The following is a 13,567-nucleotide window of genomic DNA, read 5'->3' on the forward strand; positions in this document are numbered from 1 at the left end:
GTGAGGGCACGCTTTTCGCTAGCGCCGTGGACTTGCCTTCACCCGCGCCGCTGACGCGGCCTGCCCTCTCCCCACGGGGGAGAGGGTTCAGGTCAGGCGGCTAGCGTTACGACCTTGTCCCGCTCGCGCGCGGCGATCTCGTCGGCCCAGTGGAGCAGCTCCATGCGGCCGTCGAAATGCTCGACCAGCGCGGTGCAGCCTTCGACCCAGTCGCCGTCGTTGTAATAGGCGATGCCGGCGATCTCGCGCATTTCGGCGGTGTGGATATGCCCGCAGACGACGCCCTCGACGCCACGGACGCCCGCCGCATGCGCGACGACTTCCTCGAAGTGCGAGATGAAGGCGACCGCATTCTTGACCTTGGCTTTCGCGTGCTTCGACAGCGACCAATAGGGCATCCCCAGCCGCCGCCGCGCGCCGTTGACCCAGCGGTTGAGCCCCATCAGCATCGTGTAGGCGGCGTCGCCGATATGCGCGACCCAGCGGTGCGCGAGCGTGATCGCATCGAACTCGTCGCCGTGGAGCACGAGCAAGCGGCGGCCGTCGGCGGTCTCGTGGATCGCCTTGCGCCGGATCGAGATGCCGCCGAAGTCGAGACCCGAATATTGGCGGAACACCTCGTCGTGGTTGCCGGGGATGTAGACGACGCGGGTGCCGCGCTTGGCACGCTTGAGCAGGCGCCAGAGGACGTCGTTGTGTGCGGCGGGCCAGTAGAATTTCTTCTTGAGCCGCCAGCCGTCGATCATGTCGCCGACGAGATACATCGTCTCGCTGTCGACGTGATCGAGAAAGTCGTTGAGCATGCCTGCGTTGCAGCCGCGCGTGCCGAGATGGACGTCAGAGATCCAGATCGTCCGGTACTGGCGGCGTTCGACCACCGGCTCTGGCTCGGCAGGCCGCGAGTGGATGAAGTCGGCGATATCGGCAATGTCGGCGCCACCGATAGCCAATGGCGGAAACGTCGTGACGGCGTTCATGGCGTTACCCCGCAAGTCTATCCCTTGGCGATGGTATAGCCGACCATTGTGACAGCGTGGTCGCAGTCCGGTGACCGTTCCAAGTCACTGGTGCGGTTGCCCGCGTCTACACTGACGAAACGGAAGACGCTCGCGGTCTGCGCGGGTGTTACTGGCAGAAGAACGGGCGAAGTCGATGTGGCGATCGCCCCCGGCGGGGAAGAATTGCCTGAAAGCGATTGTCGCAACGCCGGTCTGTCCCCTCATGTTGCCGCGAGAGCTCGGGATCCAGTCTGTGCTCCCGCCTTCGCGGGAGAACAAGGGTTTGCGGGCGGCGTTTCGGACACGCTGATCCGGATGCAAGCCCCCACCCCGGCGAAGGCCGGGGCCCAATCGGGAAGGTCGCCGTCACGGACAACTGCGCTCGATGGGCAGCGTCCCCCAACTGGGCCCCGGCCTTCGCCGGGGTGGTGCGCTGGACGGGTGTCGGCCGTCGAACGGCGATACCCCGGCCTTGGCGACCGTGACGGGGGGCGAGTGCCCCCGTCACGGCGTCGTCAGGACATCGTCAGGACGATCTTCCCGACATGGTCGCCCGCTTCCATCCGGGTATGCGCGGCCGGGGCATCGGCCAAGGCGAAGGTGCGGTCGATCACCGGCTTCAGCTTGCCCGCCTCGACGTGCGGCCAGACGGTGCGCGCGAGTTCATCGGCGACCAGCGACTTGAACGCGGTGTCGCGCGGGCGGAGCGTCGAGCCGGTGAGCGTCAGGCGGCGGCGCATGATCTCGAACAGGGGGACGGTTGCCGTCGCGCCGCCCATCACCGCGATCGACACGTGGCGGCCGTCGTCCGCAAGGCATTGCAGGTTGCGCGGGACATACTCGCCGCCGACCATGTCGAGCACCGCGGCGACGCCCTTGCCGCCGGTGATCTGCTTCACGCGCTCGACGAAGTCCTCCGACTTATAGTCGATCGCGTGCGTAGCGCCAAGGCTGAGCGCGGCTTCGCACTTGGCCTTCGAGCCGGCGGTGACGATGATGTCGATCCCGAAGACGTTGCACAGCCCGATCGCCATCGTGCCGATGCCGCTGGTGCCGCCGTGGACCAGCACGGTATCGCCTTCGGTGGCGTAGGCGCGCTCGAACAAATTGGTCCAGACGGTGAAGAGCGTCTCGGGCATCGCCGCTGCCTCGACCATCGTCAGCGCCTCGGGGACGGGCAGGCACTGGCCGAACGGCGCGACCGCATATTCGGCATAGGCGCCGCCGGAGATCAGCGCGCAGACCGACTGGCCGATCTGTTCGTCGCCGACGCCATCGCCGACCGCCACGATCGTGCCGGCGATTTCCATGCCGAGGATCGAGGGGGCGCCGGGCGGTGGCGGATATTTGCCCTGACGCTGCATGACTTCGGGGCGGTTCACGCCGGCGGCGGCGACCTTGACCAGCACGTCGCCGGCGCCGGGCTTCGGCACGGGACGATCGAAGAGCACCAGGACCTCGGGACCGCCGGGCTGGGCCGGATCGATCGCCTTCATGACGTCAGGTAAACCCAAGGTGTTCGATTGATTGTCGGGTGTCGCGGTCATCTGGTCGTCACGTCCCTTTTGATGTGCCGGCCTTATTGACATCACTCGGGTGCGGGTCAACGTTACATAAATTATGGAACTGGACGACGCCCCTTCCCGTCCCGACGATCTGCTTGACGCACTGGTGCGTCAGGACCTCGATCCGTTGTCGGTTGCCGAGCTCGATGCGCGGATCACGGTGCTGCAGGGTGAGATCGCGCGATGCCAGATGAAGAAGGACCGGGCGGTCAGCCACCGGGCCAGCGCCGAGGATCTGTTTAAGCGGTGATCGCGCTCCCCGCCTCCACCCCTGCTATATTTAGGCAAGGCAGGAACGGAGAGCGCCGGGTTCAAGTGGTTGATGCGACCGATATCAGTTCCGACATAGTGGCAAAGGGCCTGCGGTTTCGCGGCCCGACAGGAGTAATGTAAATGCCATCATTTGCACCCGCGCTCGAGACCACGCTGCACAAGGCGCTCGAGGCGGCATCGGCCCGGCGGCACGAATATGCGACGCTGGAGCATCTGTTGCTCGCGCTGATCGACGACGAACATGCGTCCAAGGTCATGACCGCGTGCAACGTCGAGATCGGCGAGCTGAAAAACACCGTCGCGCATTATCTCGACAGCGAACTCGACGCGCTGAAGGTCGATGCGGCGACCGACCCCTCGCCCACCAGCGGGTTCCAGCGAGTCGTCCAGCGTGCGATCCTGCACGTCCAGTCCTCGGGCCGCGACGAAGTGACCGGCGCGAACGTGCTCGTCGCGCTGTTCAGCGAGCGCGAGAGCTATGCCGTGTATTTCCTGCAGCAGCAGGACATGAGCCGCCTCGATGCGGTGAGCTTCATCAGCCACGGCGTCGGCAAGGGCGGCCAGCAGCCGACCGAAGCCTCGACGCCCAAGGGTGCCGACGACGAGAAGCCGGCCAAGGGACAGGAGAAGGGCAAGACGGAAAGCGCGCTCAAGCAATTCACGGTCGACCTCAACGAGAAGGCCAAGAACGGCAAGGTCGATCCGCTGATCGGGCGCGGACCGGAGGTGGATCGCACGATCCAGATCCTGTGCCGCCGGTCGAAGAACAACCCGCTCTATGTCGGTGATCCCGGCGTGGGCAAGACCGCGATCGCTGAGGGCCTGGCGCGGAAAATCGTCGAGGGCGACGTCCCCGACGTGCTGTTGCCCGCGATCATCTACTCGCTCGACATGGGCGCGTTGCTGGCGGGGACGCGGTATCGCGGCGATTTCGAGGAGCGGCTGAAGGCGGTCGTCAACGAGCTCGAGAAGCTCCCTGACGCGGTGCTGTTCATCGACGAGATCCACACCGTGATCGGTGCCGGCGCGACGAGCGGCGGGGCGATGGATGCGTCGAACCTGCTCAAGCCCGCGCTCAGCGGCGGCACGATCCGGTGCATCGGCTCGACCACGTACAAGGAGTTCCGCAACCACTTCGAGAAGGACCGCGCATTGCTGCGGCGCTTCCAGAAGATCGACGTGAACGAGCCGACGATCGAGGACACCATCAAGATCCTCGCCGGGCTGCGCTCGGCGTTCGAGGATCACCACAACGTCAAATACACCCCCGACGCGATCAAGTCGGCTGTGGAGCTGAGCGCGCGCTACATCAACGACCGGAAACTGCCCGACAAGGCGATCGACGTGATCGACGAGGTCGGCGCGATGCAGATGCTGGTGCCGCCGAACAAGCGCAAGAAGACGATCACCCCCAAGGAGATCGAGCAGGTCATCGCGACGATGGCGCGCATCCCGCCAAAGTCGGTGTCGACCGACGACAAGCTGGCGCTCGCCACGCTCGAGACCGATCTGAAGCGCGTGGTGTTCGGGCAGAACGCGGCAATCGAGAAGCTGAGCTCTGCGATCAAGCTGGCGCGGGCAGGCCTGCGCGAGCCGGAGAAGCCGATCGGCAACTATCTGTTCACCGGCCCCACCGGCGTCGGCAAGACCGAGGTCGCCAAGCAGCTGTCGACGATCCTCGGCATTCCGCTCCAGCGGTTCGACATGTCCGAATATATGGAGCGGCATTCGGTCAGCCGGCTGATCGGTGCGCCGCCGGGCTATGTCGGGTTCGACCAGGGCGGTCTGCTGACCGATGCGGTCGACCAGAACCCGCATTGCGTGCTGCTGCTCGACGAGATCGAGAAGGCGCATCCCGACCTGTTCAACATCCTGTTGCAGGTGATGGATAACGGGCGGCTGACCGACCAGCACGGCAAGTCGGTCGATTTCCGCAACGTCATCCTGATCATGACGACCAATGCGGGCGCGAGCGACATGGCGCGCGAGACGGTCGGCTTCGGGAACCTCACGCGTGAGGGCGAGGACGAGCAGGCGGTGCAGAAGATGTTCACGCCCGAGTTCCGCAACCGTCTCGATGCGGTGGTGCCGTTCGGGTACCTGCCGACCGAGGTGGTGGCGCGCGTCGTCGACAAGTTCATCCTCCAGCTCGAACTGCAGCTGGCGGACCGCGGCGTGCACATCATGCTCGACGAGGAGTCGAAGGCATGGCTGACGACCAAGGGCTATGACAAGCTGTACGGCGCACGGCCAATGGGTCGCCTGATCCAGGAGAAGATCAAGCAGCCGCTTGCCGAGGAACTGCTGTTCGGCAAGCTGGTCCATGGCGGCGAAGTGACGGTGAAGATGAAGGACGGCGCGCTGGCGTTCGCGATCGAACCCGCCGCGCCAAAAAAGCCCAAGAAGAAGGGCAAGGTGGAATCCGTCGACGCGAAGTAGTCGCGGTCGACGGCTTGACGAAAACAGCCCGCCGCCGGAGCGATCCGGCGGCGGGCTTTTTCATGCGGCCTGTTCGGGCGTCGCGTGATCGATGGCCTCTCTCCCCCGCATTTACCGATAATTGGGGATGCGCCGCTATAATGGTGGGATGGACCGCTTGGCCTTGCTCCGATGGATACTGAGCGCGTTCGCGCTTGCTGCTGGGCTTGCCCTCGCCGTGCCCGCCGCCGCGACCACCGGAACGCCGCTTTCGGTGTGCGTCCGCCCCGCCCTGCCCGCGCAGACGCCGGCCGCGCTGTTCGCGCAGCCACGCGGTTTCGATTGCACCACCACGCAGTCCCGGTTCGGTGGCGGCGATTTCTGGATTCTCTCGCAGCGGCTGCCCGCGATCGCCGCGGACGACCGCGATGCTACCGTTCGGATCGGCAGCACCTGGGTCGACCGGGTGACGTTGTACGTCCTGTATGCCGACGGATCGATCCGCCACACCGGCTTCACCTCGCGCACCGCGGGCCGGTTGCTCGGCCTCGGCGCGGTGATCAACCAGCCCATCCCGCATCACGCCGCCGCCCCGGTCCGGCTGCTTTGGCATATCGAAGGTGCCGCGAACCTGCGCGGGCTGATCCTCGGTCCGGCGCTAGCCGACCCTGCGCAACGCAACACCACCGAGATTCTGCTGGCCGCGCTGTACGGGGGGTTCGGCGGCATGGCGGTGGCGCTGATCGTCTATAATCTTGCCCTGTGGGGCGCGCTGCGGCAGGCGTTCCAGCCCGCCTATTGCCTGCTCGTGCTGTGCCTGCTCGCCTATGCGCTGACCTCGTCGGGGGCGCTTGGCCAGTTGCTGCCGATGCTCGACAACAATGACCGCCAGCGGTTAAACGCGCTGTTCCTCGCCGCGTCCGCCGCCGCCGCGTTGATATTCGCGCGCACCTTTTTCGAGCGCGCGGTATTCAACGGCGTGCTGCGACCGGCGAGCACGATCGTCATGGTGGCGCTGGCGACCACCGGGCTGGCTTGGGCGATCCTGGCGCCGTGGCAGTTCCATCTGCTCGACCGGCTGCTGGCCTGCGCCTATCTTGCGCTGCTGGTGCTTGTCCCCACCATCCTGATCCAGGCGTGGCGGGTGCGGAGCAATTTCCTGTGGCTGTTCGCGCTGGCCTGGGGCGTACCGATCGCGGTCGCCGCGCTGCGGGTCGCCAACGCGTTCAACCTGTTCGCCTGGAGCCTGTGGCTCGACAATTCGACGATCCTGTCGATGGCGCTCGAATCGATGCTGTCGAGCATGGCGATCGCGTACCGGATCCGGCTGCTGAGCGTCGAACGCGATACCGCACGCGCGCAGGAAAACGCGGCCCGCGAACTTGCCGATACCGAACCGTTGACCGGGCTGCTCAACCGCCGTGCATTCCTGTCGCGCGCGATCGGACGGCGGGGCGACCAGATGCTGCTGATCGCGGATATCGATCACTTCAAGCGCGTCAACGACCTGATCGGGCATGACGGCGGCGACGAGGTGCTGCGCGTGGTCGCCCGCGCGCTGTACAATTCGGTACCGCCGGGGGCGCTGGTCGCGCGGATCGGCGGCGAGGAGTTCGCGATCCTGTTCGAGGCGACCAACGCGGTCGCGCCCGGCGCGGTGCTCGAGCGGGTCCGCAGCCAGCGAATGCCGTTCGACATCGTCGTGACCGCGAGTATCGGCAGCTGCACGGGACCGTTGCTGAACGAAACCGACTGGAAACATCTGTATCACTGCGCCGACCGGGCGTTGTTCGCGGCAAAGGCAGCGGGACGCGATTGCGCGCGCGAGGCGCCGCCGGCACGGATCGCCGCCTGACCGGGACGCGAACGGTCGACGCCCCGCGCTCGGCTTGTCGGCGGTGGCGATTTGCGACATGGTCGCACGCATGACCGGGGGGACGCGACATGCGCAATCATAGGGGAACGCTGGTGATTGCGGCGCTGGTCGCGATCACCGCGCTCGCCGTCCGCCATCCGACCATCGACGTCCGGCTGGTCACGCATGACGTGCGCGACCCATCGCCGCACCGGATGCAGGCGGCGGTCGATTTCGGGCTGGTCGGTATTTCGGTGCTCTACACCTGGACCGTCAATCGGCTGCGGTGATCCGTACGCCGATCGGCAGGCCGATCCTTGGCCCCGCGTCCTTGACCCCCATCACGTGCCTGCGCCATAGCGGCGGACATGGACACGCCGATCGAAGACCTCGCGTTCGAGGATGCACTGAAGGAACTCGAGCTCATCGTCGGGAAGCTGGAAAGCGGCGATACGCCGCTCCAGCAGGCCATCGAGCTGTACGAGCGCGGCAACAAGCTGCGCCAGCGTTGCGCCGACCGGCTCGACGCAGCGCAGGCGCGGATCGAGGCGATCCGGCTCGACGGCGATGGCAAGCCCACGGGCGTCCGCCCGTTCGCGGCGGGCTGACGCGGTGAGCGGTATGCCCCTCACGCTCGACGCCGCGCTTGCGGACGTCGCGGCCGAGATCGACCGACAGTTCGACCAGCTGCTGGCGATCCCCGACGATCCACGCGCCGACCTGTACCGCGCGATGCGGCATGCGGCGATCGGCGGCGGCAAGCGGCTGCGCCCGCTGCTGGTGTTCGCGACCGCCAATCTGTTCGACGTGGCGCGCGAATGTTCCGCGCGGGCGGCGACCGCGCTCGAGGCGATCCACGTGTATTCGCTGATCCACGACGACTTGCCGTCGATGGACGATGACGACATGCGCCGCGGCAAGCCGACCGTGCACAAGATGTTCGACGAGGCGACCGCGATCCTGGCGGGCGATTGCCTGCATGCGCTGGCGTTCGAGGTGCTCTCCGATCCGGCGACCCACGCCGATCCGTTCGTGCGGATCGAACTGGTCCTCGATCTCGCGCGTGCGGCCGGCCCGAACGGCATGGCGGGCGGCCAGATCATGGATATCGAGGCGGAGACTACGCGCTTCGACCTGAACACCGTCACGCGCTTGCAGCAGATGAAGACGGGCGCGCTGATCTCCGCCTCGGTCGAGGCGGGCGCGATCCTGGGGCGGCTGCCGCCCGAGGGCCGGGTGGGCTTGCGCGGCTATGCGCACGACCTGGGGCTCGCCTTCCAGATCGCCGACGACCTGCTCGATGCCGAGGGCGACGAGGCAGTCGCGGGCAAGAAGCTGCGCAAGGACGAGGTCGCCGGCAAGGAGACGTTCCTGTCGCTGCTGGGCCCCGCGCGCGCGCGCGAACAGGCGCGGATGCTGGTCGACCAGGCGATCGCGCATCTGCACAGCTACGGCAAGGAAGCCGACCTGCTACGCGACATCGCGCGCTTCGTGCTCGAACGCGACCGCTAAGCGCATCACCGGGAGTTCAACATGACCGCACGCATTGGTGTCTATCCGGGCACGTTCGATCCGGTCACGCTGGGCCATATGGATATCATCCGGCGCGGCGCGAAGCTGGTCGACCGGCTGGTGATCGGGGTGACGACCAATCCGTCCAAGTCGCCGATGTTCACGATCGAGGAGCGGATGGCGACGGTGCGGCGCGAGGTCGCCGACGTCGATGGCGATATCGCGGTGGTCGCGTTCGATTCGCTGCTGATGGATTTCGCCGAGCGGCAGGGCGCGAAGGTGATCGTCCGCGGTCTGCGCGCCGTCGCCGATTTCGAATATGAGTATCAGATGGCGGGGATGAACCAACAGATCAATCCGCGCGTCGAGACGGTGTTCCTGATGGCCGATGTCGCGCTGCAGCCGATCGCGAGCCGGCTCGTCAAGGAGATCGCGCTGTACGGCGGGAACATCGGGAAGTTCGTGCCCGAGGCAGTCTGTGCCGAAGTGGTTGCGCGAGTCGAGAAGATCGGCCGCAAGGGCAGCTAACAAGATTGGCGTATCGATCCCGCGGACGGGATCGATACGCCCTGCAATCTTATCTCCTGAACCCGGTCGGTGCGGGCGAGACGACGCTGGTCGTGCCGCCACGGATTTCCTTCACCTCCAGTGCGCGCTCGGCGACATTGTCGCGGCCGAAGCGGAACGCACCGTCGATGCCGGCGAAACCGTCGCCGTCGCGCAGGCGGCTGACCGGGAACGGCGTGCCCGGCTTCCAGTCGCGCGCGATTCGCACCGTGAGCAGCACCGCGTCATAACCAAGGCTCGACAGGCGGTACGGCCCTGCGCCGAAGCGGGCGCGGTATTTGGCGGCATATTGGCGGTAGAGCGTGTCCGAGACGCTGGCGTACCAGGCGCCCGACAGCGCGGGCTTGGCGGCGATCGCGGTGTCCGAATTCCAGAGCTCGGTGCCGAGGATGCGCGTTGCGGCACCGCTGCCGCGTTTCACCATCGCCGCCGCCGTCGCCGCGTTCGCGCCGCTGTCGGCGATCAGCACCGCATCATACGGCGCCTTCGCCGCGAGCCGCGTGACCGCACCCGAGACCGCGCCGGGGGCACGTGCGTAAGTCTGGAGCGAGACGACCTGGCCGCCCGCGCCTTCGACCGCGCGTAGGAACGCGGTCGAGGCGCGCTCGCCGTACAGCCCGTTGGGGACGAGCCCGGCAAAGTTGGTGACACCGCGTTCGCGCGCGAAATCGACGACGCGCGCGACCGACTGGGTCGGCACATACCCCATCAGATAGGCGCCGTTGCCCGCCACGCCGAGATCGTTGGAGAAGCTGAGAACCGGGATGTTCGCGGCGCGCGCGATCGGTGCGACCGCGCGGACGTCGTCGGCGAGCAGCGGCCCGAGGATCAGCTGCGCGCCCTCGGCGATCGCGCGCTGCGCGGCAGCGGCGGCACCGGTCGCGGTGTCATAGTTGGTGATCCGGACTCGCTGGTTCTGCGTGTCGAGCAGCGCGAGCATCGTCGCGTTGGCGATCGAGGTGCCGACGCCGGCATTGCTGCCCGACAGCGGCACGAGCAGCGCGACGCGGTTGCGCTCGGCATCGCGCGGGATTCCCGTCTCGACGTCGATGCTGGGGCGATCCGCCGGCCGCGTCGTCGGACGCTGCTGCGACGGCTCGACCGGACCGCGCGGGACGATCGTCTGGCACGCCCCCAGCAGCCCCGCCGCGGCAAGCACCGTCCATCGCCCGAATCGGCGTGCCGATTGCCCTATCGTCGTCGCGTCTGCCATGACCGTCCCCATGAACCCTGAAACTCTTCTCGATCCCGGCCTCTACATCGTCGCGACCCCGATCGGCAATCTTGGCGATCTGTCGCCGCGCGCCGCCGACATCCTTGCCCGCGCCGACGTGATCGCGGTCGAGGACAGCCGCGTGACCGCCGGGCTGCTCCGCCACATCGGCACCAAGACGCCGATGGTGCCGTATCACGATCACAGTGCGGAAGGCGTGCGGCCGGCGCTGATCGCGCGGATGGCGACGCAGGCGGTGGCTCTGGTATCGGACGCGGGGACCCCGCTGATCTCCGATCCGGGCTTCAAGCTGGTGCGCGACGCGCGCGCCGCGGGCCATCTGGTGGTCACGATCCCGGGCCCGTGCGCCGCGGTCGCCGCGCTGACGCTGGCGGGCCTGCCGACAGACCGCTTCCTGTTCGTCGGTTTCCTGCCGTCGAAGCTGCACGCGCGGGCGGAGGCGATCGCGGAGGTCGCGACGATCCGCGCGACGCTGGTGATGTACGAATCGGGACCGCGGCTCGGCGCGTGCCTCGCCGCGCTGCTGGAGGGACTCGGCGACCGCGAGGCGGCGGTGACGCGCGAGATCAGCAAGAAGTTCGAGGAGGCGGTGACGGGGACGCTGTCGATGCTCGCCGCGCGCTATGCCGATGCACCGCCGCGCGGCGAGATCGTGATCGTGGTCGCGCCGCCGGGCGAGGCGCCGCCGGCGAGTGCGGCGGACGGCGATGCCGCGCTCACTGAGGCGTTGACGCGCCTCTCGACCGGGCAGGCGGCGAGCGAGGTGGCCAAGGCGCTCGGGCTCGATCGCAAGGCGCTGTATGCGCGCGCGCTCGAATTGAAGGCGAAGGGCTGATCCTCCCCTCCCCGCGCCCCTCCCGCCGGCGAAAGGCGAGCACCGCCGATCGACAGGTCGCGGAGGCTGCGGGGCGGCGTGGGGAGCGGCTCGCCGGCTGGTGGCTGCGGCTCAAGGGCTGGAGCATCCTCGACCGCCGCGTGCGGACGCCCGCGGGCGAGGTCGATATCGTCGCGCGCAAGGGGACGCTGGTCGCGTTCGTCGAGGTGAAAACGCGTGCGACCGCGGCCGAACTCGACTTCGCGATCGACGAACGTCGGCTTGCGCGCGTCGCGGCGGCGGCGGAGTATCTGATGCCGCGCTATGCCGGGGCGGGCGACGATATCCGGGTCGACGTGATCCTGCTCGCGCCGGGCATGCGACCCCGGCATATCGAGAATGCGTGGATTGGATAGGGGGGCTCGGCTGACCCTCTTCCCGTCATCCTGACGAAAGTCAGGACCCAGGATTACTCTGGGAATTCCTGTTTGGCTCTGGGTCCTGACTTTCGTCAGGATGACGGTAGGGGGCGTGACGAAGGGTAGGTGACCGGGTGACTTCGCCCCCGCGCACACCTACATGCGCTCGATCGCATAGAAGGAAGACGCATGAGCCTCACCGTCGCCGTCCAGATGGACCCGCTCGACAGCATCAACATCGCGGGCGATTCGAGCTTTGCGCTGATGCTCTCCGCGCAGGACCGTGGCCATCGCCTCTTCCATTATGCCGCCGAAGACCTCAACTACCGTGACGGCCGCGTGTGGGCGAGGGCGCATCCGGTGACCGTGCAGCGCGTGGTCGGCGATCATTTCTCGGTCGGCGAGGCCGTCGACCTGGATCTCGGCGACAAGGCGGACGTCATTCTGATGCGGCAGGATCCGCCGTTCGATCTCGGCTACATCACCGCGACGCACCTGCTCGAGCGGATCGCGCACAAGACGCTGGTGGTCAACGATCCCGCGCAGGTACGCAACGCGCCCGAAAAGGTGTTCGTGCTAGACTATCCGCAGTTCATGCCGCCGACGCTCGTCACGCGCAGCCTCGACGAGGCGCGCGCGTTCCTGGCCGAGCACGGCGCGATCGTCATCAAGCCGCTGCACGGCAATGGCGGCAAGGCGATCTTCAAGGTCGAGTCGGACGGTGCGAACCTGTCGGCACTGATCGAGGTCTTCAACATGACGTGGCGCGAGCCGCATATGGTGCAGGCCTTCCTCCCCGACGTGGCCAAGGGCGACAAGCGGATCGTGCTGGTCGACGGCGAGATTGCGGGCGCGATCAACCGGCTGCCCGGCGAGGGCGAGATCCGCTCCAACCTCGCGGTCGGCGGATCGGCGGAGAAGACCGTGCTGACCGACAAGGAGCGCGAGATCTGCGCGGTGCTCGGGCCCGAACTTAAGAAGCGCGGGCTGTTGTTCGTCGGGATTGACGTGATCGGGGGCACGTGGCTGACCGAGATCAACGTGACGTCGCCGACCGGGATCGTGGCGATCGAGACGTTCGACGGGACCGATGTCTCGGGCATGATCTGGGATGCGATCGAGGCGAAGGTCGCCCCGCGCTAGGCTTTCCCAGCCCCCCCCGGCGAAGGCCGGGGCCCAAGTGGAAAGGTCGCGGTAACGGAACGCGACCCTTCGCCACTGCCGTCCCCCAATCGGGCCCCGGCCTCCGCCGCGGTAATACTATCCCGCGGAACCCATCCGGCGTCCCGGCAGTATCTCATACCCATGACCGAATTCATCCTCGATCTCATCGCCTGGGGCGGATATTTCGGTATCTTCCTGCTGATGGCGCTCGAGAATATCGTCCCGCCCGTACCGTCCGAGGTCATCATGGGGCTTGGCGGCATGGCGGTGTCGCGCGGCAACATGACCGTCGTTCCGCTGATCGCCTGGGGCACCGCGGGCTCGGTCGTCGGCAACTACTTCTGGTATTATATCGGCCGCAACATCGGCTACGAGCGCTTCCGGCCGTTCATCGAACGCAACGGCCGCTGGCTGACGATGGAATGGTCCGACGTCGAGAAGATCCACCGCTTCTTCATGAAGCGAGGCGGCTGGGTGATCTTCGTGTTCCGCTTCATGCCGACCTTCCGCACCGTCATCTCGCTCCCCGCGGGAATGACTCGGATGCCGATCTGGCAGTTCGTGATCTGGACCGCCGCGGGCAGCGCGATCTGGAACACCGTGCTCACCTATGCCGGTATCCTGCTCGGCTCGCATTTCTCGCAGCTCGACCGTTATGTGGGACCGGTTGCGGTGGCGACGTTCGTCGTGATCTTCGCGGGCTATGGCTGGCGCGTATTGACCTGGAAACCCAAGGGCTAGGCGCGCG

The 13,567-nt window shown here is 67.0% G+C and carries 14 protein-coding genes; 11 read left to right on the top strand and 3 right to left on the bottom strand.

Annotated elements, in window-relative coordinates; all coding sequences use genetic code 11:
- Window positions 1–92 precede the first annotated feature (92 nt).
- Together ASF00_RS02305 and ASF00_RS02310 are read right to left on the bottom strand one after the other, a co-directional pair.
- A complete protein-coding gene (locus ASF00_RS02305) occupies window positions 93–977 on the bottom strand; it encodes a UDP-2,3-diacylglucosamine diphosphatase (RefSeq protein ID WP_055873550.1) in 885 nt (294 codons plus the stop codon).
- Between the two features lie 536 nt (window positions 978–1,513).
- Entirely contained in the window at window positions 1,514–2,545 is a 1,032-nt protein-coding gene (locus tag ASF00_RS02310) for an NAD(P)H-quinone oxidoreductase (RefSeq protein WP_235525570.1), read from the bottom strand.
- 73 nt (window positions 2,546–2,618) lie between these two features.
- On the opposite strand from ASF00_RS02310, the gene ASF00_RS02315 reads away from it, so the two are divergent.
- The 7 genes from ASF00_RS02315 (at window position 2,619) to coaD (ending at window position 9,149) form a co-directional block, all read left to right on the top strand.
- On the top strand, window positions 2,619–2,813 hold the full coding sequence (locus ASF00_RS02315; RefSeq protein ID WP_055873556.1) for a DUF1192 domain-containing protein: 195 nt from the start codon (window positions 2,619–2,621) through the stop codon (window positions 2,811–2,813).
- 143 nt (window positions 2,814–2,956) lie between these two features.
- Complete coding sequence (clpA, locus tag ASF00_RS02320; RefSeq protein WP_055873559.1) at window positions 2,957–5,275, top strand: ATP-dependent Clp protease ATP-binding subunit ClpA; 2,319 nt, start codon at window positions 2,957–2,959, stop codon at window positions 5,273–5,275.
- Between the two features lie 148 nt (window positions 5,276–5,423).
- Window positions 5,424–7,109, top strand: coding sequence for a GGDEF domain-containing protein (locus tag ASF00_RS02325; RefSeq protein WP_055873562.1), 1,686 nt, complete (start codon window positions 5,424–5,426; stop codon window positions 7,107–7,109).
- An 89-nt stretch (window positions 7,110–7,198) separates the two neighbouring features.
- Window positions 7,199–7,399, top strand: a complete 201-nt coding sequence (locus tag ASF00_RS02330; protein WP_055873565.1) for a hypothetical protein — start codon at window positions 7,199–7,201, stop codon at window positions 7,397–7,399.
- 78 nt (window positions 7,400–7,477) lie between these two features.
- Window positions 7,478–7,717 (top strand): exodeoxyribonuclease VII small subunit, encoded by a 240-nt coding sequence (locus tag ASF00_RS02335; RefSeq protein ID WP_055873568.1) that lies wholly within the window; start codon window positions 7,478–7,480, stop codon window positions 7,715–7,717.
- A gap of 13 nt (window positions 7,718–7,730) precedes the next feature.
- Window positions 7,731–8,621: a polyprenyl synthetase family protein gene (locus ASF00_RS02340; protein ID WP_156348176.1), complete on the top strand. Its 891-nt coding sequence runs from the start codon at window positions 7,731–7,733 to the stop codon at window positions 8,619–8,621.
- A gap of 21 nt (window positions 8,622–8,642) precedes the next feature.
- Complete coding sequence (gene coaD, locus ASF00_RS02345) at window positions 8,643–9,149, top strand: pantetheine-phosphate adenylyltransferase (RefSeq protein ID WP_055873574.1); 507 nt, start codon at window positions 8,643–8,645, stop codon at window positions 9,147–9,149.
- A gap of 49 nt (window positions 9,150–9,198) precedes the next feature.
- Here the strand turns inward: coaD and ASF00_RS02350 are convergent, their stop codons facing one another.
- Window positions 9,199–10,401 (bottom strand): penicillin-binding protein activator, encoded by a 1,203-nt coding sequence (locus ASF00_RS02350; RefSeq protein WP_055875260.1) that lies wholly within the window; start codon window positions 10,399–10,401, stop codon window positions 9,199–9,201.
- A 10-nt stretch (window positions 10,402–10,411) separates the two neighbouring features.
- On the opposite strand from ASF00_RS02350, the gene rsmI reads away from it, so the two are divergent.
- The 4 genes from rsmI to ASF00_RS02370 all read left to right on the top strand — a co-directional run bounded on the left by rsmI (window position 10,412) and on the right by ASF00_RS02370 (window position 13,560).
- The gene (gene rsmI / locus ASF00_RS02355; protein WP_156348137.1) at window positions 10,412–11,257 is read left to right on the top strand and encodes a 16S rRNA (cytidine(1402)-2'-O)-methyltransferase; all 846 of its coding nucleotides are present in this window, start codon (window positions 10,412–10,414) and stop codon (window positions 11,255–11,257) included.
- Window positions 11,257–11,652, top strand: coding sequence for a YraN family protein (locus ASF00_RS02360; protein WP_055873580.1), 396 nt, complete (start codon window positions 11,257–11,259; stop codon window positions 11,650–11,652). The genes rsmI and ASF00_RS02360 overlap by 1 nt, the downstream gene beginning before the upstream one ends.
- A gap of 192 nt (window positions 11,653–11,844) precedes the next feature.
- On the top strand, window positions 11,845–12,798 hold the full coding sequence (gene gshB, locus ASF00_RS02365; RefSeq protein ID WP_055873583.1) for a glutathione synthase: 954 nt from the start codon (window positions 11,845–11,847) through the stop codon (window positions 12,796–12,798).
- Between the two features lie 162 nt (window positions 12,799–12,960).
- Window positions 12,961–13,560 (top strand): DedA family protein, encoded by a 600-nt coding sequence (locus tag ASF00_RS02370; protein ID WP_055873586.1) that lies wholly within the window; start codon window positions 12,961–12,963, stop codon window positions 13,558–13,560.
- The last annotated feature ends 7 nt before the right edge of the window (window positions 13,561–13,567 follow it).

Origin of the sequence: Sphingomonas sp. Leaf34, from assembly GCF_001421805.1 — a bacterium.
Taxonomy (GTDB): Bacteria; Pseudomonadota; Alphaproteobacteria; order Sphingomonadales; family Sphingomonadaceae; genus Sphingomonas.